The sequence below is a fragment of the Hyunsoonleella aquatilis genome, from assembly GCF_014270105.1.
In the GTDB taxonomy this organism is placed as follows: domain Bacteria; phylum Bacteroidota; class Bacteroidia; order Flavobacteriales; family Flavobacteriaceae; genus Jejuia; species Jejuia aquatilis.
This window is the reverse complement of the sequence record NZ_JACNMF010000005.1, coordinates 282,082-302,659: the sequence shown is the minus strand read 5'-3', so window position 1 is coordinate 302,659 and position 20,578 is coordinate 282,082. Positions and strand designations below refer to the sequence as shown.

Annotated in this window: 24 protein-coding genes; 10 read left to right on the top strand and 14 right to left on the bottom strand. The window is 37.8% G+C overall.

All coding sequences use genetic code 11. The features are described 5' to 3' along the window. Window positions 1–57: 57 nt before the first annotated feature. From recN to H7U19_RS15210, 7 genes are all read right to left on the bottom strand, one after another. Complete coding sequence (gene recN / locus H7U19_RS15240) at window positions 58–1,710, bottom strand: DNA repair protein RecN (RefSeq protein ID WP_186563727.1); 1,653 nt, start codon at window positions 1,708–1,710, stop codon at window positions 58–60. 48 nt (window positions 1,711–1,758) lie between these two features. After that, the gene (gene porD / locus H7U19_RS15235) at window positions 1,759–2,646 is read right to left on the bottom strand and encodes a type IX secretion system protein PorD (protein ID WP_186563726.1); all 888 of its coding nucleotides are present in this window, start codon (window positions 2,644–2,646) and stop codon (window positions 1,759–1,761) included. Then, entirely contained in the window at window positions 2,639–3,850 is a 1,212-nt protein-coding gene (gene coaBC / locus H7U19_RS15230; protein WP_186563725.1) for a bifunctional phosphopantothenoylcysteine decarboxylase/phosphopantothenate--cysteine ligase CoaBC, read from the bottom strand. Before coaBC ends, porD begins: the two co-directional genes overlap by 8 nt. 15 nt (window positions 3,851–3,865) lie before the next feature. Continuing rightward, window positions 3,866–4,195, bottom strand: a complete 330-nt coding sequence (locus H7U19_RS15225) for a DNA-directed RNA polymerase subunit omega (RefSeq protein WP_186563752.1) — start codon at window positions 4,193–4,195, stop codon at window positions 3,866–3,868. A gap of 7 nt (window positions 4,196–4,202) precedes the next feature. Further along, the gene (locus tag H7U19_RS15220; protein WP_186563724.1) at window positions 4,203–5,003 is read right to left on the bottom strand and encodes an outer membrane protein assembly factor BamD; all 801 of its coding nucleotides are present in this window, start codon (window positions 5,001–5,003) and stop codon (window positions 4,203–4,205) included. A gap of 117 nt (window positions 5,004–5,120) precedes the next feature. Next, the gene (gene dapA / locus H7U19_RS15215) at window positions 5,121–5,999 is read right to left on the bottom strand and encodes a 4-hydroxy-tetrahydrodipicolinate synthase (protein WP_186563723.1); all 879 of its coding nucleotides are present in this window, start codon (window positions 5,997–5,999) and stop codon (window positions 5,121–5,123) included. A 3-nt stretch (window positions 6,000–6,002) separates the two neighbouring features. After that, complete coding sequence (locus H7U19_RS15210; protein WP_186563722.1) at window positions 6,003–6,521, bottom strand: DUF6913 domain-containing protein; 519 nt, start codon at window positions 6,519–6,521, stop codon at window positions 6,003–6,005. A gap of 48 nt (window positions 6,522–6,569) precedes the next feature. On the opposite strand from H7U19_RS15210, the gene H7U19_RS15205 reads away from it, so the two are divergent. The 3 genes from H7U19_RS15205 to H7U19_RS15195 all read left to right on the top strand — a co-directional run bounded on the left by H7U19_RS15205 (window position 6,570) and on the right by H7U19_RS15195 (window position 8,720). Next, window positions 6,570–7,349 (top strand): 5'-nucleotidase C-terminal domain-containing protein, encoded by a 780-nt coding sequence (locus tag H7U19_RS15205; RefSeq protein WP_246454823.1) that lies wholly within the window; start codon window positions 6,570–6,572, stop codon window positions 7,347–7,349. Between the two features lie 3 nt (window positions 7,350–7,352). Next, complete coding sequence (locus H7U19_RS15200) at window positions 7,353–8,273, top strand: bifunctional metallophosphatase/5'-nucleotidase (RefSeq protein ID WP_186563721.1); 921 nt, start codon at window positions 7,353–7,355, stop codon at window positions 8,271–8,273. 69 nt (window positions 8,274–8,342) lie between these two features. After that, a complete protein-coding gene (locus tag H7U19_RS15195) occupies window positions 8,343–8,720 on the top strand; it encodes a DoxX family membrane protein (protein WP_186563720.1) in 378 nt (125 codons plus the stop codon). Here H7U19_RS15195 and H7U19_RS15190 read toward each other — a convergent pair. From H7U19_RS15190 to H7U19_RS15175, 4 genes are all read right to left on the bottom strand, one after another. Beyond that, a complete protein-coding gene (locus H7U19_RS15190; RefSeq protein WP_186563719.1) occupies window positions 8,715–9,434 on the bottom strand; it encodes a hypothetical protein in 720 nt (239 codons plus the stop codon). The genes H7U19_RS15195 and H7U19_RS15190 overlap by 6 nt on opposite strands. Before the next feature lie 80 nt (window positions 9,435–9,514). Next, window positions 9,515–11,518, bottom strand: a complete 2,004-nt coding sequence (gene ligA / locus H7U19_RS15185; protein ID WP_186563718.1) for an NAD-dependent DNA ligase LigA — start codon at window positions 11,516–11,518, stop codon at window positions 9,515–9,517. 2 nt (window positions 11,519–11,520) lie between these two features. Continuing rightward, window positions 11,521–12,411, bottom strand: coding sequence for a peptide chain release factor N(5)-glutamine methyltransferase (gene prmC / locus H7U19_RS15180; RefSeq protein ID WP_186563717.1), 891 nt, complete (start codon window positions 12,409–12,411; stop codon window positions 11,521–11,523). After that, the gene (locus H7U19_RS15175; RefSeq protein WP_186563716.1) at window positions 12,408–12,899 is read right to left on the bottom strand and encodes a GNAT family N-acetyltransferase; all 492 of its coding nucleotides are present in this window, start codon (window positions 12,897–12,899) and stop codon (window positions 12,408–12,410) included. Before H7U19_RS15175 ends, prmC begins: the two co-directional genes overlap by 4 nt. 53 nt (window positions 12,900–12,952) lie before the next feature. On the opposite strand from H7U19_RS15175, the gene H7U19_RS15170 reads away from it, so the two are divergent. Genes H7U19_RS15170 through H7U19_RS15155 form a run of 4 tightly spaced genes read left to right on the top strand, consistent with a single transcriptional unit; the run spans window position 12,953 to window position 15,630 of the window. Continuing rightward, window positions 12,953–13,408 (top strand): LEA type 2 family protein, encoded by a 456-nt coding sequence (locus H7U19_RS15170; RefSeq protein WP_186563715.1) that lies wholly within the window; start codon window positions 12,953–12,955, stop codon window positions 13,406–13,408. Between the two features lie 2 nt (window positions 13,409–13,410). Continuing rightward, entirely contained in the window at window positions 13,411–14,415 is a 1,005-nt protein-coding gene (gene ribD, locus H7U19_RS15165; RefSeq protein WP_186563750.1) for a bifunctional diaminohydroxyphosphoribosylaminopyrimidine deaminase/5-amino-6-(5-phosphoribosylamino)uracil reductase RibD, read from the top strand. Beyond that, complete coding sequence (locus H7U19_RS15160) at window positions 14,408–15,019, top strand: HAD family hydrolase (RefSeq protein WP_186563714.1); 612 nt, start codon at window positions 14,408–14,410, stop codon at window positions 15,017–15,019. Before ribD ends, H7U19_RS15160 begins: the two co-directional genes overlap by 8 nt. Window positions 15,020–15,021: 2 nt before the next feature. Then, window positions 15,022–15,630, top strand: coding sequence for an IMPACT family protein (locus tag H7U19_RS15155; RefSeq protein ID WP_186563713.1), 609 nt, complete (start codon window positions 15,022–15,024; stop codon window positions 15,628–15,630). 4 nt (window positions 15,631–15,634) lie between these two features. Here H7U19_RS15155 and H7U19_RS15150 read toward each other — a convergent pair whose 3' ends face one another. After that, window positions 15,635–16,030 (bottom strand): acyl-CoA thioesterase, encoded by a 396-nt coding sequence (locus tag H7U19_RS15150; RefSeq protein ID WP_186563712.1) that lies wholly within the window; start codon window positions 16,028–16,030, stop codon window positions 15,635–15,637. Window positions 16,031–16,218: 188 nt separating this feature from the next. Between H7U19_RS15150 and dnaA the strand changes: the two genes are divergently transcribed. From dnaA to H7U19_RS15135, 3 genes are read left to right on the top strand one after another with little or no spacing between them, the layout of a single operon-like run. Next, on the top strand, window positions 16,219–17,646 hold the full coding sequence (dnaA, locus tag H7U19_RS15145) for a chromosomal replication initiator protein DnaA (protein ID WP_186563711.1): 1,428 nt from the start codon (window positions 16,219–16,221) through the stop codon (window positions 17,644–17,646). Between the two features lie 12 nt (window positions 17,647–17,658). Then, window positions 17,659–18,117: a low molecular weight protein-tyrosine-phosphatase gene (locus tag H7U19_RS15140; RefSeq protein WP_186563710.1), complete on the top strand. Its 459-nt coding sequence runs from the start codon at window positions 17,659–17,661 to the stop codon at window positions 18,115–18,117. Window positions 18,118–18,173: 56 nt separating this feature from the next. After that, window positions 18,174–18,884 (top strand): SAM-dependent methyltransferase, encoded by a 711-nt coding sequence (locus H7U19_RS15135; RefSeq protein ID WP_343069113.1) that lies wholly within the window; start codon window positions 18,174–18,176, stop codon window positions 18,882–18,884. 6 nt (window positions 18,885–18,890) lie between these two features. On the opposite strand, the gene H7U19_RS15130 is transcribed toward H7U19_RS15135, so the two are convergent. Both H7U19_RS15130 and H7U19_RS15125 read right to left on the bottom strand, forming a co-directional pair. After that, a complete protein-coding gene (locus H7U19_RS15130; protein ID WP_186563709.1) occupies window positions 18,891–19,556 on the bottom strand; it encodes a peptidoglycan-binding protein LysM in 666 nt (221 codons plus the stop codon). Between the two features lie 111 nt (window positions 19,557–19,667). Next, window positions 19,668–20,576, bottom strand: coding sequence for a DUF2279 domain-containing protein (locus H7U19_RS15125; protein ID WP_186563708.1), 909 nt, complete (start codon window positions 20,574–20,576; stop codon window positions 19,668–19,670). Window positions 20,577–20,578: the final 2 nt, after the last annotated feature.

The window sequence follows — 20,578 nt, the reverse complement described above, 5'->3', positions numbered from 1 at the left end:
GTTGTCAAAATACGTATATATGGTCAAAAATACTAAACTTTTCGCCTTTAAGCCTTTTTAATTAAGCAATTCTTTGGCATGGGCTATAGCGGAGGAAGACAATTCTTTACCACCCAACATTTGAGCGATTTCCACAATGCGGTCGTCATGGTTCAGTTTCACCAAATTAGTCTGGGTCAAATTATCCACATCTTCCTTAAACACCTTGAAGTGAGAATGGCCTTTGGCCGCAATTTGAGGTAAATGGGTAATGGAAAACACTTGCATGTTTTTGCTCATCTGCAACATGATATCCCCCATTTTATTAGAGATTTCACCAGAAACCCCAGTATCAATTTCATCAAACATGATAGTAGGCAATTGGATGTAATTTGATAAAATCAATTTAATGGCCAGCATAATCCTGGACAATTCCCCACCAGAAGCAGCCTTTTTCAAATCGTTAAAATTGCCACCTTTATTTGCTGAAAACAAAAATGACAGGCTGTCTTTTCCGTTATTGAAATAATGGTCGCCTAAAACAAGTTCAATTTTAAACTGAGCGTTTGGCATCCCCAAATCGGATAGAATGGCCTGTAACTGACCTCTTAAATCTGGAATTGCATTCATTCTTTTCTTATGAATTTCTTTAGAGACAGTATCCAATTTAGACGCCATGGTTGCAATATTCGCCTCCTTTTGGGCAATGGTTTCATCTAAATTTTCGGTAACGGCAACTTGTTTACTTAGCTCATTTCTGATTTCAATCAGTTCAGCAATGGAATCGGTCTGATGTTTTTGCATGAGGTTGTGAATCCCCTGCAATTTTGAGTTTACTGCCTCCAAGCGCGTCGGATCAGCCTCCAAGTTTTCCTGCAATGCATCCACTTCTCCAAATACATCATCCATTTCGATAAGGCATGTGTTTACCCTATCAAATAAATCTTCATATTTGGACGATACAGCCGATAACTTTTGAAGGGTGTTTTTTAAATTGGAAAGCATTGCCATTATCCCCATTTGTTCTTCACCCAACAATTGATAGGCTTCAGAAAGTCGCTCTTTAATATCCTCAATATTATTAAGCGTTTCGTACTCCGATTCCAAAGATTCCATTTCGCCATCCACCAGTTTTGCCTCTTCCAACTCATTGAGCAAAAAGGTGTTGTAGTCGTGTTCCTTTATGGCTTCGGATTTTAAGGCAAACAGCTCATCCAATTCTGTTTTGAATTTTTTGTATTGTACCAAATACTCTGAGTATTCAACTAAATTTTCATCATTACCTGCCAGAGCATCGATTACCTGAAATTGAAAATCATTTTGGGTGAGTTGCAACGTTTGGTGTTGGGAATGGATATCCACAAGTTGGGTTCCCAAGGATTGTAAACTATTCAAATTTACTGGAGAATCATTGACAAAAGCCCTAGATTTTCCCGATGGCAAAATTTCCCTCCGGATGATGGTTTGTGGCTCGTAATCTAAATCCTCATCTTTGAAGAAAGCCTCCAAAGCATACTGCTTGACATCAAAAACAGCCTCGATGATACACTTTTTATCCGGTTGTTTTAAGCTTGATAAATCTGCTCGTTTTCCCAAAATCAAAGATAAACCACCTAATAATATGGATTTACCAGCCCCGGTTTCACCAGTAATTATAGTGAAGCCGTCATTGAAATTGACTTGAAGTTCGTCAATTAAGGCGTAGTTCTTTATGGTGAGGGCTGTTAACATATGAGTTGGCAGTCTCAGTGCGCTGTAAGCAGTAAATTAAAAATTAAACTAGAACGTAATATTCCGCCATTTGCTGGAATGCATCGGTGCTATTTTTTGTAAAAGATCTTTTAATTCGGCAATATTAACTTGTGGGCCACCTGTAAAAATTTGCTCGACTTCCTCTGCTTTCGCATCGAAAAAGGTTCTCAGTAAAAAGGAATTCGGCCTTCTACTGTTCAATGCCTTAAACTCTGATAAACTCTTCGCAACTTCTTCTTTTCCCTTTTTCAAATCCTCGCTCATCATATCTAAGCCCATCCTATGATAGCTGTACATGACGTCCCTGAATTCCCTAAAAGTCGTGGAAAGTACATTGTCAATAAGCATAAATCTACTTTGCAAACCGTCCTCCAATTTCCAACCTTTAAAGTTTTCACCTTGAGTGTAATTTACAATTGTCTGTGCCTGTTTGTAATACGGCTGTCCACCATTTTTTTCATATGAATCTGCATCCAAAGCTAAGATCATATAAATATGAAAGGTCAACACTGAAATCAAATTAGAGCTAAACTGATTCGGGTTGTAGATCAGATTTTGGAATTCCACATATCTAAAGCTGAAATCGTTATCATTAAAATTGTATAATGGGGTGCTATAGGAAGAACCAAATATTGGTCGAGAAGACTGCACTTGGATACTGGCGTTGAACAGCTCACTATTATATTCCTGAATAATTATATTCATACTGCAGTTGATCAGCTCCTGAGATCCAAACATGCGGTCGGTCCACTTGGTATTATTTACAAACTCAGTCAGTTGTTTTTCTAAATTTTTGAAAATCTGAAGGTTTTCATTTCCAGTCTGCTGTGCATTGACAACAACGGTACAATTTAGCTCTTGGGCAAACCCTAAACTGCCTATGCTCAAGAGAAGAATAACAAGAAAATTACGCATGCGTCTGCTTTATGATTTCGTTTAACAAATCCAATGCCACTTCAGCTTTGGACTTTAATTGAAACTCGGTTATGCCATTTTTAGTATCAATAAAGGTTACTTTGTTCGTGTCGCCTTTAAATCCGGCACCTTTATCGTTCAACGAATTTAATACAATTAAATCTAAATTCTTGCGCTTTAGTTTCTGTTTTGCATTTTCCAATTCGTTATTGGTTTCCAGCGCAAATCCCACTAAAAACTGTCCTTTTTTTATTTCGCCAAGTGAAGCTAAAATATCTTTGGTGCGCTCCAATTCCAAGCTAAAGGTGTCCGATTTCTTTTTTATTTTTTGAGATGCTACCTCCTTTGGTTTGAAATCAGCGACCGCGGCCGAAAGAATTGCTATATCCATCTCATCGAAATGCTCATGGGCCTCATCATACATTTCGGAAGCGCTGGTTACGGGAAGTACATTTATCAAACTATGCGATACTTTCTGATGCGTTGGGCCAGTTATCAAAAACACCTCAGCACCCAAATTGGCAGATGCCTTAGCAATTTCAAAGCCCATTTTCCCACTGGAATGGTTGCCAATAAACCTAACAGGGTCAATAGCTTCATAAGTGGGCCCAGCCGTAATTAATACTTTTTTTCCTTTTAATGGTAGTTTATCTAAAATATCGGCTTCGATGAAACTCACAATATCCTCCGGCTCGGCCATTCTGCCCTCACCAACTAATCCACTAGCCAATTCGCCACAAGTGGCTGGAATCATTATATTTCCAAAGGATTTAAGTTTTTCAAAAGATGCCTTTGTGGATTCGTGCTTATACATATCCAAATCCATCGCCGGAGCAAAATATACTGGACATTTTGCTGATAAATATGTGGCCAATAATAAATTGTCGCAAACGCCATTGGCCATTTTAGCCATGGTATTTGCCGTAGCTGGAGCTATAACAAATAGGTCTGCCCAAAGGCCCAGCTCTACATGGTTGTTCCAAACGGCATTATCATCTTCTTCATTTGTAAAGGACGAATGTACAGGATGTTTTGAAAGTGTAGATAAAGTAAGTGGAGTGACGAAGTCCTTCGCTGCAGGTGTCATCACCACTTTTACGTCGGCCCCGGCTTTAATTAAACCCCTCACCAACGAAGCAGTTTTATAAGCGGCAATACCGGCGGTTACGCCCAAAAGTATATGTTTGCCGCTTAAAATGCCCATAAATGTTTTTGGAAATTATACTTGGGAATCTTCCTCAGTATGTCTGAAATAAATCTTGTCCGTAAGCCACTCTTGAACCGCAAGTGCATGAGGCTTAGGCAATTTTTCGTAGAATTTAGATACTTCAATCTGTTCCTTGTTTTCAAAAACTTCCTCAAGGCTGTCGTTGTAAGTAGCAAATTCCTCCAGCTTATCGATTAATTCTTTTTTGATTTCAGTATTAATCTGCTCTGCCCTTTTTGCAATGATTGAAATAGACTCGTAGATGTTTTCAGTAGGCTCATCTACTTGGTTTCTATCATAAGTAACCGTGTTTACGGGAGCGGTGGTTTTTTTTAAATCCATCATTATATTAACTTTTTGCGCTATAAGTTTCTAATTCTTTATCTAATTCTGTGGCCATGACATCTGCGGTCTCAACAAATTCAGAGTTGCCATAGGCCTGCTTAAATGTTGTATAATACTCTTTGGCCTGTTCCAAACGTGCCTTCTTTTTATATTCAATACTATTGATGGCCAGTTTATAGGCTGAATCAAAGCGATAGAAAAGCGCACTCTCTCGAAGTGATGACCCCGGAAATCCATATATAAAATTATCAAATGACTTTATGGATGCTTGAAAATCAGATATATGGTTGTACTGTTTTGCTATCTCAAAAGCCTTTTTTTCTAGTTTATAATCCAGTTCCTTAATTAAGGTATTTGCCTCCGAGGCATACTCCGATTCTGGGAATAAATTCAAAAACTCCTGAAGCTTTTCAATTGCTTCCTTGGTTTCTGTTTGATCCTTCGAATAAATCGGTGACAGCATATAATAGCTTTTAGCACTTAAAAACGAGGCCTCCTCTTTCTTTTCACTTCTAGGATAGCTGGACACAAAACGCTCAAACTGATAACCGGCAACATAATAGTCCTTCATTTCATAAAAGGATTTTGAATAGAGGTACATCAATTTTTCAGCTTGAGGCTTCCCTTTATATTTGGGTACAACCTGAGCAAACAAACGATTTGCTTTCTCAAATTTGCCTAATTGATATAACGAGTCCCCTGTTTTAAACTTAAGCGCGATGTCCTCCGATTTCATGGCTTTTTGAAATTGGCTACAAGAGCTTAATACACAGGCAACAACTAGTATGCTTAAAAGGTTTCTCATAGATTTTAAACAAGATGCAAAATTACATTTTTAAAATGTAACTTAAAAATATTATTTGAAGGCGAATTTAATCGAAGGATTCCAATAGCGGTAAGGTTTAAGTTAACTTTAACACCATTAAAAATCACTAACAAATTGTTTGATTTTTTGTTTCAACCCATCAGAAGCGGGAACCAATGGCAATCTAACCGTATCCCTACAAAGTCCTAAGGCCTCAAAAACAGCTTTAATACCAGCAGGATTATTTTCTTCAAAAATATAATCGATAACATCCATTAATCTAAAATGAAATTGGTATGCAGATTTTGCATCCCCCTTCAGACCTAAGCGAATCATTTCCGAAAACTCCTTTGGAAATGCCTGTCCTATTACGGAGATGACCCCAGCACCACCTGCCAATACAATTCCTAGGGCAATGTCGTCATCACCAGAAATCACCAAAAAGTCCTCTGGCTTATTTTTTATAAGTTGTAAATATTGCGACACTTTATTTCCAGCTTCCTTGATACCTATAATATTATCAAAATCCTTTGCCAAACGAATTACCGTCTCCGGTTCAATATTTTTTGAAGTGCGCCCTGGTACATTGTAAAGTATAATGTCAATTGGGCTGGCTTCTGAAATTGCCTTAAAATGTTGATAAATACCTTCTTGGGTAGGTTTCGTATAGTATGGCGATACCGAAAGTAATGCATCTATTTGGCTCAAATCCGTTGATTTAATTTCTTCGATAATTTGTGCTGTATTATTACCTCCAATACCCAAAACCAAAGGAACACGTCCATTATTCGCTTCAATAATAGCTTCAGTAATCGCTTTCTTTTCCTGTTTGGTAATGGTAACACTTTCGGCCGTTGTGCCGGAAATAACCAAATACTCCGTGCCTTTTTCAATATTAAAATTGACGATGTTTTTCAATGCGTCAAAATCCACACTCAAATCCGCCTTAAAAGGAGTAACCAATGCCACTCCAGTCCCCAGAAACTTACTCTTCATTTTTTAAATTTTGTTTAGTACGGTCAAGTATTTAAAAACCTCGTCCTCAAATACCTTTTTCTCCTTAATTTTTGTTTTGATGATGATATCGTTCAAACGCGAATCGGTTTGCAAAATTCCGATTTTTAATTGAGATTTCGACAATGCTGTTAATAATTTTAATTCCAAAAGATCTTCGGCATAAAAACTAAGTAGAACATCAAAAGGCTCATCCAAAAATGCTTTCAATTCGATATTTTTAATTTCCCCTTTCCACCCAAAATCCTTGGCATTATAGCAGGCATCCCAGGCATGGCCTTCTTTTTTCGTGTCTTTTGTATAGGCTATCACCTTTATTCTATTCGCATGGATTTTCAACCGCGAGGCCAGTACGTTAAATGCGTTGAAATTGTCTATTTCGTCATAATTAAGTATAATTCCAAGGCTTTTAATTTTCTTGCTATCCACCAGTACTTTACGCTCGGATAACAATTTGTTCAAATACTTTTTATTTGATTTTTCCTTGAAAGCCTTAAAAATCATTTAATTTTATACTTTCAGCAAAGGTAGCAAAAGTACAGGCAAAACATTATGAAATTTTACGCACCAAAATCCATGAATTTTAAGCACCTCGCACTTTTGATGGTCTCCCTTTTGATGTTCAATTGTAAACAGCGAAAATTGGATTTAAAAACGATTGAGGGGCAGCGGATTAGTGTTGATTCAACATTACATTCCAATGAAAGCATTGAGGCTTTTATAGCGCCGTACCGTAATCACATCGAAAAGGATCTGAGTACGGTTTTGGCCTATGCCACGGGTACACTTTCTAAATATGACGGCAAAGGAAACACCTCCATTGGCAATCTGATGGCGGATATCGTAAAAATCCAAGCTAATCCTGTTTTTAAACAAAGAACTGGCCACGACATTGATGCAGTAATTTTGAACAATGGCGGCATTCGAAGTACTATTCCAGAAGGGAATATTACCCCAAGAACGGCTTATAATGTGATGCCATTTGAAAATGAAGTAGTGGTCGTGGGCTTAAAAAAAGTGGCCTTTGACAGGGCCATAAAATTCCTCCTAAAAAGCAATAAACCTCATCCTATCGGAGGGCTTGAACTTGTGGCAGACCGTGATGGCAATTTGTTAAGTGCTAAAATCAACGGGGGTGAAATCGACCCTGACCAAACCTATTATGTGGCAACGAGTGATTATCTGTTTCACGGTGGCGACAACATGAAATTTTTTCAACAAAATGAAGGCTTTTATGATTTGGACTATAAAATCAGAAATGCCATGATGGATTATTTTAAAAAAATTGACACAATTCGACCCAAAATCGATGATAGATTTATTATCAAATAACTTATGAAAAGAAGGGATTTTATTCAGAAAACATCGTTGGCTGGAAGTGCTTTGGCGTCTTTTGGAGGGTTAGGTTTGCAATCGTTTTCAACTGCTCCCAACACTACTAAAATTACTATTTTGCACACCAATGATGTGCACAGCCATATTGATCCTTTTGGCCCAAATGATGGGCGGAACGCCAATAAAGGTGGTGTAGCGAGACGCGCCTCGCTGATTGAATCCATCAGAAAAAATAGTCCGAACACCTTATTATTGGATGCTGGTGATATTTTTCAAGGCACCCCTTATTTTAACTATTACGGCGGAGAATTAGAATTCAAGTTGATGAGCAAATTGAAATATGATTTGGCCACCATCGGTAACCATGATTTTGATAACGGGATTGAGGGGTTGTACGCCCAACTCCCTCATGCGCAATTTGAGTTTGTTTCGGCGAATTACGATTTTTCAAATACTATTATGGACACCCATGTCAAGCCCTATAAAATTTTTAACAAAGCCGGTTTAAAAATTGGCGTTTTTGGATTGGGGGTCGAACTTGAAGGCCTGGTGTTGAAAAAGCTTTATAAAGAAACCAAATACCTCGACCCGATTGAAATCACCCAAGAAATGACTCGGATACTAAAGCAAAATGAGCAGTGCGATCTCATTATCTGCCTATCCCATTTGGGGTATAAGTATGCACGTAATCCAAAAAAAATATGCGACTTAAATTTGGCCGAAGCCACAAAAGATATTGATTTAATTATTGGTGGCCATACACACACTTTCTTGCCGAAACCAACTATTGTTAATAATGCCGCAGGTAGAGACACCCTGGTGAATCAGGTAGGCTGTTATGGACTGTATTTGGGTCAAATAGACTTCTATTTTGATTCGGAAAAAAAGAAAACTTCGCTTGGAACAACTATTATCGTTTAACATTTTTAATATCCATTTTGAAAAGTTTAGGGTTTTACCTCGTCTAAAGCCCCATCAAATCAAAACAAGATGAAAAAATACATTCCACTCGCCCTGCGCATTATTGTTGCTGTCATTTTAATCCAGACTCTACGTTTTAAATTCCTTGCTCATGAGGATAGTGTTTACATTTTTGAAAAAGTAGGGCTTGAGCCCCATGGCCGAATTGGCATCGGTATTGTTGAATTGATTGCGGGTATCCTATTATTAATCCCTAGAACAGTTTGGGTAGGTTCAATTTTGACCCTAGGCGTTATAGGTGGCGCAATTTTTATGCATCTTACCCAATTGGGTATTGAAGTTAAAAATGATGGTGGTGTACTTTTTGTTTTCGCAGTAGTTACGTTTATACTAGCGCTTATAATAACTTATCTCTACAGAAAAGACATTCCGTATTTAAAGTTATAACTTTTGCTCGTACAAAGACCCGGCTTTCGTATTCTTGTAGTTGAGCTTAGTCTGTTCATAGAGAAAATAGAATCCAACGAGGGCAATAGTAACAGTTAAGAAGTTAAGAAGGTTTTGATGGGACACATAGAGATAGGCCACGTTCAATACTTCGGAAAACACGATGCAAAGCGCGCCAATTAAAATATAAAATGCCTTTCTGCTATCTTTTTGGAAATAATTTAACAATGCCACAGATAGAATCAATAACATTGAAACATTATAGGTTATTTCAATAAAATATTCCGAACCAAATATTAAATAAGGATTCACGACTTTCAAAAGTGCATAGGCAATATAGGCGTTTAAAGCTAGCAAAACTGCAATCGAAAATTTATAGTGCTTCATAACATATTTAAAGCATAGGCTTTTGCTTATTTCAATAAGTAATGACAAATAAGCCAATATGTATAACGAATTTCCCAAAAAATAATCCACATCTGGAGATATGCCCTTTGAAACAACAACCATCAAATCAGAAATAGAGTAAAGCACCAAAAACAAAATGAAAAACAGCGATTTTTTCTGAACCATGCAGAAATAGCCCATCGCAAGAAGTGGTAGGATAAACGCACTGCAGGATTCCGCTATATACTCATCCCCTTTGAATTGGAATATTACAAAAAGGGTATATACACTACCTACTAAAAATGCTAATAGCTTGGGGCTACACATAAGAGCAACTTTAAGTTCAGGAACAAATATAAACAAAAAATGCAATTAATCGATAAAAAAATGCATTTTATCGTTAAAATTTACATATAATCTATTTTTTGTAGGAATTCAACTTCTGAAAGTAATGCTATTCCCAAGGATTCTGCCTTTATTTTTTTACTAGGGCCCATGTTTTCGCCAGCAACAATAAAACTTGTTTTTGAGGATATTGAGCTACTTACTTTACCTCCATTGTCCTCAATTAGTTTTTTGAGTTCGTTTCTTGACACTTTTTCAAATATTCCGGAAACGACAATGGATTGTCCGTTTAAAATATCAGTTTGCCCTTCCAAGGCTTCGGAAGATATTTCTAATTGAACGCCAAAACGTCTCAATCTATTGATGATTTCAATATTTTCTTCGAAAGAAAAGAACTGCTTGACACTTTCCGAAATCTTTACACCTATTTCGTCTACCTGCTCAAGTTCTTCTTGGGTAGCCTTCATCAAATTGTCGATGGATTTGTAGTGTTTAGCCAATTTTTTCGCTACTGTTTCGCCTACATATCTAATTCCTATAGCATACAATACACGGTCAAAAAGGATGTTTTTGGACTGTTCAATACCATTAATGAGGTTTTCTGCACTTTTTTCCGCCATTCGCTCCAAAGGAATGACTTGCTCCTTTGTTAATTCATATAAGTCGGAATAATTGGAAATTAAACCTTCATTTACCAAAAGTGCAACGGTTTCTCCACCCAAACCTTCAATATCCATGGCCTTTCTGGAAATATAATGCTGAATCCTTCCAATGATCTGAGGGTTGCATCCATTATAATTTGGGCAATAGTGTTTGGCATCACCTTCTGTGCGTATCAGTTGGGTGCCACACTCCGGACAATATTCAATGTACTTGGTCGGTGTTGAATCAAGCGGACGCTTATCAAAGTCCACACCTATTATTTTTGGGATAATTTCCCCGCCCTTTTCCACAAAAACGGTATCCCGCTCCCGGATATCCAATTTTTCAATTTGGTCGGCATTATGTATGGAAGCACGTTTTACGGTTGTTCCCGCCAATTCTACCGGTTCTAAATTTGCTACGGGAGTAATCGCTCCTGTACGCCCAACTTGATAGGTGATTTCGTTTAAAACCGTCGATACCTGTTCAGCTTTAAATTTATAGGCCATAGCCCATCTGGGTGCTTTGGCAGTAAAACCCAATTCTTCCTGCTGTTGTAGACTATTCACTTTAATAACGACGCCATCCGTTTCATAAGGTAATTCGTGCCGTTTTTTGTCCCAATAATTGACGAATTCTAGGACTTCATCCACTGAATTAGCCAAAACCGCCACATCGGGCACTTTAAATCCCCAGGACCGTGCTTTTTCCAAACTCTCAAACTGGGTGGAAATTCCCAAATCAGCACCTTTTAAACTATATAACAAGCACTCCAAAGGCCGTTTTGCCACTTCGGCGCTATCCTGTAATTTTAAACTTCCGGAAGCTGTATTTCTTGGATTGCGGTAAGGTTCTTCGCCATTGGAGATGCGCTCCTCGTTCATTTTGTTGAATCCATCAAAAGGCAACACTATTTCTCCACGAATTTCAAATTTGGACGGATAATCCCCTTTTAATTTTAAGGGTACAGATTTGATGGTCTTTACATTGGCAGTAACATTATCCCCTTGAAAGCCATCCCCTCGAGTTACCGCCCGAACTAATTGTCCGTTTTCGTAAGTCAGGCTCATCGAAGCCCCATCATATTTAAGTTCGCAGGTATATTGTACCTCACCGTCCACCAATTTCTTGATGCGTTTTTCCCAATCCAATAAATCTTCTTTTGAATAAGAATTATCTAGAGAATACATCCTGTATTCGTGCACAACTGTTTCAAAATTCTTGGTGACTTCCCCGCCAACGCGTTGGGTGGGGGAGTTTGGGTCGTAAAATTCAGGGTGCTTTTTTTCAAGTTCCTGAAGTTCTTTTAGTTTTATGTCGAATTCAAAATCCGAAATCGTGGGATTGTCCAACACATAGTAATTGTAGTTGTGTTCCCGGAGTTCCTTCCTAAGGTTCTGTATTTGTTGTTGTGCGTCCTGCATATTTAATATTCTGCTTTAACCATCCTATCCTTTCCAAAAATATCTTTACGTAATTCAATATTGTTATAATTCTTTTGCTCCAAAAGTGCCACAGTTTCCTGTCCCAAATATTCGTTAATCTCGAAAAATAATTGTCCGTTTTCGTTTAAAGCGGTTTTTGAAAATTCACTAATTGCCCTATAAAACAGAAGCGGGTCTTGGTCTTTTACAAACAAAGCTAAATGTGGTTCATTATCCAGCACATTAGGTTTCATTATGTTTTTTTCAAGCTCCCTAACGTATGGTGGGTTGGATACAATTATATCAAATTCCAAAGTATAAAAACCCAAATTCCACCGGTTTTCCAGAGACAAAATATCTGCTTTAATAAAGATTACATCCACCGCATTTAAATCGGCATTTTCCTTGGCAACTTCCAAAGCTTTTTCACTAACATCCAATGCATATACTTTGGCATTCTGTAAATTTTTAGCCAAACTCACAGCGATACAGCCACTTCCTGTTCCGATGTCCAAAATTCTTATTTTAGATTCTTCGCGGAACCCGTGCTGAGCACAATCGAAGTACTCTGAATGACAATCTATAATCCATTCCACTAATTCCTCAGTTTCCGGCCTTGGAATCAACACATTTTCATTCACCTTAAATTTCAAACCATAAAATTCGGTTTCACCTATAATATATTGTATCGGTTTATGCTGTTTTAAAAATTGGAGGCTTTCTAATATTCTCTCAGCGTGTTCAATGGCAATATCGGGCTCCAAAGCAAGACGAATTCTATCCACTTCATAATTTTTTTCAATCAATTGATAAAAAAAGCTATCGATTTCTTCTTTTTCATACAGCCCTGACAGCTCACTATGGAATCTTGCTTGAACCTCCTTTAACATCATAATTCCTTTGTCATCCAGACACCGCAAGAATAATGCCCTGTGTTTCCCAATGCTTCCTTCAAATGCCGAAAGCCAAAACTTTCATACATCGCTATGGCGGCTTTTAATTGCGATGCCGATTCTAAATAACAGGTTTTGTAGCCAAATGTTTTGGCTGTTTCCAAGCATTTTCGAAACATTATTTTTCCAAAACCTAGCCCCCTAACTTTTGGCGAAAAATACATTTTTTGAAGTTCGCAAATGGTGCCATCGGTATCGGGCAAAGGCTTTATGCCCGCACCACCCAAAACTTTGCCTTCACTTTCCACAACATAATAGATTTCATTATCGTTTTGATAGGATTCAAACATGCGCGGAGTTTCGTCATCGGCATAAGCCGTACCCTCCAATGGTATTTTGAATTCATGGAAACACGCCCGAATCACCCGTTCAATCTGGGCATTGTCCCGGGGCCGAATTTCTCGGATAACAATAGTATCTTTACGCACCTAAAAACGCTTTTTCTGAAAAGTGAAGATACATTAAATCTTAAAAAATTGGCATGAGACAGTTCATAATATTATTAACAATGACCAGCTTGGTTTTGGGTTGCAAAGTAAAGGAAAAACCCATTTTTGTCAACGTTGAAAATATCGAAGTGGTTGAATCCAATTCGAATCACATTGTGCTTTCCGCGGACGCCAAATTTGTAAACCCAAACGACATTGGAGGCGAGTTAAAAACTGATGAAATCAAGATTTTAGTGAATGATAACGAAATGGGCTACGTGTCCACGGAAAGTTTTAAAGTTCCCGCCCAAAAGGAATTTTCTATTCCATTAATGGCAAAAGTGCCCATTGATAGTTTAATTAGCGGAAAGAGTATTAGCGGACTGATTGGCAGTTTGTTCAGCAAAACCGTAAAGGTGCAATATAAAGGTGATATTGTGTATAAAGCTTTGGGCCTGTCGTACCGTTACAAGGTGGACGAAACTGAGGATGTAAAAATTAAACTTTAGTGTTGAATATACACGAAATTTATATCAAACGGTGTATTGATATCGGCAAAAACGGACTAGGCGATACAAGACCCAATCCGATGGTAGGCTGTGTGATTGCTTCAAATGGTGAGATTGTCAGTGAAGGTTTTACCAGTGCTTATGGCGGTAATCATGCTGAGGTTAATGCTATTAATAAGGTAAAAGACAAATCCCTTTTTAAAGACGCCACACTTTATGTAACGCTTGAACCCTGTGCCCATTTTGGAAAAACCCCCCCTTGTTCCGACCTTATTATTAAGCATAAAATCCCAAAAGTGGTAATTGGCTGTGTGGATGATAATGAACAGGTTGCTGGAAAGGGCATTAAAAGAATGGTGGAAGCCGGCATTGATGTTACGGTTGGGGTTTTGGAGCAAGAATGCAAGGAGCACCACAAACGCTTTTTTACATTTCACAATAAAAGGCGACCTTATATTATTTTGAAGTGGGCAGAAACACAGGATGGTTTTATTGCTCCCGAATCGAAGCAAACGAAGTCTCCAGTATGGATTACAAATAAAGTTTCGAGACAATTGGTGCACAAATGGCGAGCTGAGGAACAGGCCATTTTGGTTGGCACCAATACTGTTTTGGAAGACAGCCCGAGTTTAACCGTTCGGAATTGGACGGGGCAAAATCCCATAAGAGTTGTTATTGACAGGAAAAACAAATTGTCCAAAAGGCTAAATGTTTTTAGCGATAAAGCGGAAACCATAATAATTGATGAACAAAGCGCTGATTTCTCACAACCTTTAGCAGAACAAATTTGCAAAGTGCTTTTTAGTAAACAAATCAATTCAGTCATTATTGAAGGTGGTGCAAAAACACTTCAGACTTTTATTGACGAAAATCTTTGGGACGAAGCTCGGGTTTTCACCGGAAGTACAGGTTTTGAAAATGGGATTAAAGCCCCTGATTTCAAAGGAAAACCAATTTCAGAGGAAACCATTAAAAGTGATATTTTAAAAATTTACCGAAATGATTAAAACCATCGTCTTTGATTTTGGGAACGTGTTTATCGATTTGGATATTGAAACGGCATTTCAAGTGACATTGGAAAAACTTGGAATTTCCACCTTGCCTGAAGATATCATTGAAATCAATAAAGAGTACGAAATTGGAAATGTTTCAACTGAAAATTTTGTCCGGTTTTATGCCGAAAAATTTCCACACTTGAATCGAACCGAACTGGTGGATTTATGGAATTTGATTTTAAAGGATTTCCCAAAGTACCGTTTGGATTTTTTAAAACAATTGAAAGACAAAGGAAAGTATCAACTCATATTATTGAGCAATACCAACGAACTCCATATCGATTGGGTGAAAGCGCATGTTTCTTTTTATAAAGAATTTAAAAACTGCTTTCATCAATTTTATCTATCCCACGAAATTCACCTTAGAAAACCCAACAAGGATATTTTTGAGTTTGTACTCCAAGAAAATCAATTAAAACCTAATGAATGTGTTTTTGTAGATGATAATGCTAACAACATTGAAACGGCCAAAACAATAGGTATTCATACTTGGCATATTCGCCCTGTAGTGGATGATGTTGTAGATTTGTTTTCATTGAAAAGCCATTTGTTTTAGGATTGAAAGACAAAGACACATATAAAACAATTACCTCTAACCCTGAGCCAATTCTTTTTAAGGAGAAGAACAGCAAATTTTTCGGGTATGTCTTTCCCGTTTTGAATGAAACCGAGGTTAAACTCAATTTGGATAAGGTCAAAAAAGAACACCATTCTGCGAGACATTGTTGCTATGCCTATCAAATCGGAACGGAACAAACAATATTTCGAGCAAACGATGATGGAGAGCCCAGTAATTCAGCAGGAATGCCGATTTATGGACAAATTCAATCTTTTGAACTGACGAATGTTTTAGTAATCGTTGTTCGATATTTCGGAGGGGTAAAACTCGGAGTTAGCGGACTGATCCATGCCTATAAAACTACGGCGGAACTAGTTTTGGAATCCTGTGTTATTGTAGAGAAAACCATTAACAATCAGTATCAATTATCTTTTGAATACAAAGATATGAATAAGGTAATGCGCATTATAAAAGAACACCAACTTCAAATAATTAGTCAGCAACTTGAATTAAGATGCAATATCACCATTTCAGTCAGAAAACGAGATGCTTTAAAAATTTATGATTTGTTCGACCACATCTTTGGAGTTGATATCAAAAAACTATAAATTCTTACGAAACCAAATCCAAAATATATTGGGGCGCCCTCACCGGTCGATTCGTTTTCATATCGATAAACACCAAAGTGGTTTCGGCAGTGGTCAAAATTTCGCCATTTTCATCCGTAATTTCATACTCGAATTCAATCTTCGCCGTAGGTGTTTTTTTTAGTTGAGTTTTTACCTTAATTAGGTCATCATAACCCGCTGATTTTTTATAATTTATATTCAAGGAAATTACAGGAAGCATGATACCGTCTTCTTCCATTTTTTTGTATGAAATTCCAAATTTTCGCAACCATTCAATTCTACCCATTTCCAGATATAATGCGTAATTACCGTGATACACGACTCCCATTTGGTCTGTTTCACCATATCTCACTCTTATTTGTATTTCATCGAATTTCATGGGTTTTTGTCAATATTTTTTTGTAGTTTCGGCTAGTGGTTAAACATGGGGAAAAATTTCTAAAAATTCAATAGCATTTCGTTTTTTTTTTTAGATTTTTGTTCACATATTTGCCACACAACAAAAGGGGGGTTTGAAGAGGTTCTTCTCTTTAAATTAAAATCAACTGAAACCAAGAATTTAAACCAATGAGTATAACTGCGCAATCGGTATGGAATAACTGTCTTAATTTTATAAAAGATAATATTCAACCTCAGGCGTACAAAACTTGGTTTGAACCCATTGTAGCCGTAAAACTTCAGGACAATGCCTTGAGTATTCAAGTACCAAGCAAGTTTTTCTATGAATGGCTTGAAGAACACTACGTTAAGATTTTAAAGGTCTCGTTAACAAAGGAATTGGGTGAAAATGCCAAATTGGTATATATCATTAAAATGGAGAATACCTATGGCAACAAACAACCGTTTACTGAAAAGATTCCGAGCTCGAACAGAACACCCGTAAAAGCACAGGATGTTGATATCCCTTTGGACAATAAAAGTCCGGAATTGAAAAACCCGTTCGTCATTCCCGGGATTAGAAATGTTAAGATTGAATCGCAACTGAATCCCAATTATAGTTTTGAAAACTTTTTGGAAGGTGACTCCAACCGTTTGGCACGAAGTGCGGGATTAGCCGTGGCTGCAAAACCGGGAGGCACCTCGTTTAATCCTTTGTTGGTTTTCGGTGGTGTTGGCTTGGGAAAAACACATTTGGCCCATGCCATTGGTGTGGATATCAAAGACAAGTACCCTGAAAAAACGGTACTTTATATTTCTGCTGAAAAGTTTACCCAACAGTATATTGATTCTGTAAAAAAGAACAACCGCAACGACTTTATCCATTTCTATCAAATTATTGATGTTTTGATTATTGATGACGTGCAGTTCCTTTCTGGAAAATCTGGAACACAGGATGTATTTTTCCATATTTTCAATCATTTGCACCAAAACGGGAAGCAGGTGATTTTAACCAGCGACAAAGCTCCAGTGGACATGCAGGATATTGAACAACGCTTGCTGTCCCGATTTAAATGGGGACTTTCGGCGGAATTACAACATCCCGATTTTGAAACACGTGTTTCCATTTTGAAAAACAAACTGTATCGTGACGGTGTTGAAATGCCTGATGATATTGTAGATTATGTGGCCAAAAATATCAAAACGAATGTTCGCGAATTGGAGGGTGCAATAATTTCATTGATTGCTCAATCGTCTTTCAATAAAAAGGAAATCACAATTGACCTCGCCAAACAAATCGTTGAAAAATTTGTCAAAAACACCAAGCGCGAAGTCTCTATTGATTATATTCAAAAAATCGTGTCCGATTATTTCCAGATGGATGTAGAAACGCTTCAATCCAAAACACGAAAGCGCCATATAGTTCAAGCCCGTCAATTGGCCATGTTTTTCGCCAAAAAAATGACCAAAGCGTCTTTGGCCAGTATCGGCTCCCAAATCGGAAAACGCGACCACGCCACAGTACTTCATGCCTGCAAAACGGTGGACAATCTATCCTCCACCGATAAGCAATTCAGAAAATACGTTGAGGACATCACAAAAAAACTATCCGTTTAAAATCGTATTAAAATGACTCGAATCCTAATGGTATGTTTGGGCAATATTTGTCGCTCACCATTGGCCGAAGGTATTTTAAGGTCGAAACTTCCAACTCAGGGTTTTGAAGTAGATTCTGCCGGAACTGCGGCATATCATATCGGTAGCTCTCCGGACAGACGCTCGGTAGCCGTTGGCAAAAAATACGGTATTGACATTACGCATTTAAGAGGAAGGCAATTTGAAAAGCGGGATTTTGACGACTTCGATTTAATTTATGCCATGGACGATTCCAATTTTAGGAATATTATCAAAATGGCCAGAAACGATAAGGATATTGCCAAAGTAAAATTGATTTTGAACGAAATAGCTCCCGGTGAAAACCTTAGTGTCCCTGACCCTTATTATGGAGGCGACCAAGGTTTTGAAAACGTTTATCAGATGCTGGATGAAGCCTGCGAAACAATAGCCTATAAAATCACCTCCAAATAATTAGGCCCTTATTTATTACCTTTACGTAGAAAGTATTTATCACTGAATTCAAATCCGTGCAAAAAGGCAAATTATATCTTATTCCAACAACTCTCGGAGACAATGCGCCACTTGAGGTTTTGCCTATTTCGGTGAAAAAGGTTATTGAAGATACGAGGTTTTATATTGTGGAGAATGAAAAATCCGCTAGGCGTTTCATCAAAAAAATAAGCCCGAAGAAACAACAATCCCTATTGGAATTGTTCTTATTGAATAAATTCACGCAACCCATAGAGCTACCAGAATTTTTAGAGCCCTGTAATCGTGGCATTGACGTTGGGCTATTATCTGAAGCGGGCTGTCCTGCTGTTGCCGACCCAGGAGCGGAGATCGTGAAATTGGCCCATGAAAAGGACATTCGAGTTGTGCCCTTGGTAGGGCCTTCATCAATTTTGATGGCGATAATGAGTTCTGGCCTAAACGGACAAAGTTTCTCGTTTAATGGCTACTTGCCAATTGATAAAAACGAAAGAAAAAAGGAGTTGAAGAGATTGGAGAGACTATCCTTCGAAAGAGACCAATCCCAGATATTTATTGAAACACCCTACAGAAATAACAATTTACTGGAAGACATTACCAAAACTGTTTCTGCAGAAACTAAAATTTGTGTCGCCTGCGACCTCACTTTGCCCACAGAATTTATTAAAACGTTACCAGCCAGTCAATGGGCCAAAAAAAAAGTAGACCTCCACAAGAGGCCTACTATCTTTATCATCCATAAAAGCTAATCGCTTTTAGATTGAATTCACTTTTGCTTTTTTGTTAGCTTTCAGGAACGACGTATCATAACCCGAAAATCGTTTCATGTAATACGCTACGGTTGTACCGTAACCATCAGCAAAGTTATCCAATCCGTAACTTCTTAAATACTTTTTAACGCTACCAGGACCGGCCAAGTGCGCCGCCGCCAAAATACCAGACTCTGTTACTACAACGCCATTAATGCGTTTTCCAACAAAGTTGTTGATATCCCTGCGCAAAATCCATTTGTTGCGTTGGGCATTAGCAATAAATGCCTTTTCCTGAAGTTTTGGGTTCTTTAAAAACTGCCGGATGTTTTTTACGCCGATAAGACCTAAGGTCTCTTTCCCAAACTGGTATTTTCCCAAATACCCGTAAGTGTTCACCGTAAAATAGTTACCTCCAGATTCTTTAAAGGCCAAAGCCTCTTTGAAACCTACGAAAGATTTACCCAAATATGGTGTAAAAGCTTCGTATCCATCCTCTGATGCCGTGGCGCTAACCTTAGTGCCTGCATCCTGACTAACGGTGTAATTCAACACCAAGCCATCAGTTGAGTACTTACTTAAATCAACCGCTTCCGTTGTAGAAAGCGACATGTACAATAGTATCAATATTGTAAGTGTTAATGATAAGCAACTTGCAATAATTTTTACCATAATTTGTAAATTTCTTCAGCATAATTAAATCGTAAAAATGCTTGAAAATTTGAGCGTGCAAAATTATGATTTTTTTTAATCATTTCAAAATTAATCGATTAAGTACTCTTTTTAAATGTAGAATAGATGAAATGCACCCCCATTTTTATTAAATTCCAAGGCCGGAAACGGTATTTTTATCATATTGAAAATATTAAAAATCGTGCGTAAAAATGCCGATTCTGTCCTTATCTTTTGCAAATTTAGGTCAAAACTTAAAAAGAACTGCCGGTATCTCGAATTAGTTGTTAACACTTGATTGTCAGGAACTTTTGAACCGTACAGCATACCGGTACCGCTGTAGCCGACAGCCAGATTTAGCCATTTCGGGATTTTACTCTTTTTAAAAAAAGAATGTAGATTGAAACTGAGCCAATAGGTTTGTCCGTTATAATCTTTCAAAACCTGTTCAAAGAACGATTTCCCCAAAGTTTCGGGGCGTTGTTCGGCATAACTCGTTTGATGAAAACTGAATTTTAGATCGATTCTTTGCTCGTTCCACAGTAATTCCTGCGAAATGTAGAGTCCTGTACCCAATGCATTTGCACCAATATCGCCCCAAGAAAAACCCCATTCGCTGGAGAAGCCGTCAAGCACCTCCACAGCTGTTAAAAATCCAAATCCCAAAGTGGCGCCATAAAGCAACTGATCCTTTTTACTGACACCACTCCAATTTAACAAATTTGCTCCCTGTTTTCCCATTTGATATGCAGTAAAGACATGCCCAATCTTGTCCATTTGAAGCCAATCATTATTATCATTGACTGTATGGAATTTTGAGCGTTCATAATCCGCGTACCAGATTTGATTCAACCCAACTAAAGACAGCGTAGCCAATGAAGCTTCAGAAATTACAACAGCATTTCTACGAGATATATTTAAACTATCGCTTGGCTTTAAAAAGTGTTCTAAACGGTTTTGAGAAAATATAGCGCTACTAAAACACAGAAAAATAACAACACTACATTTGTAAGGCCACATTA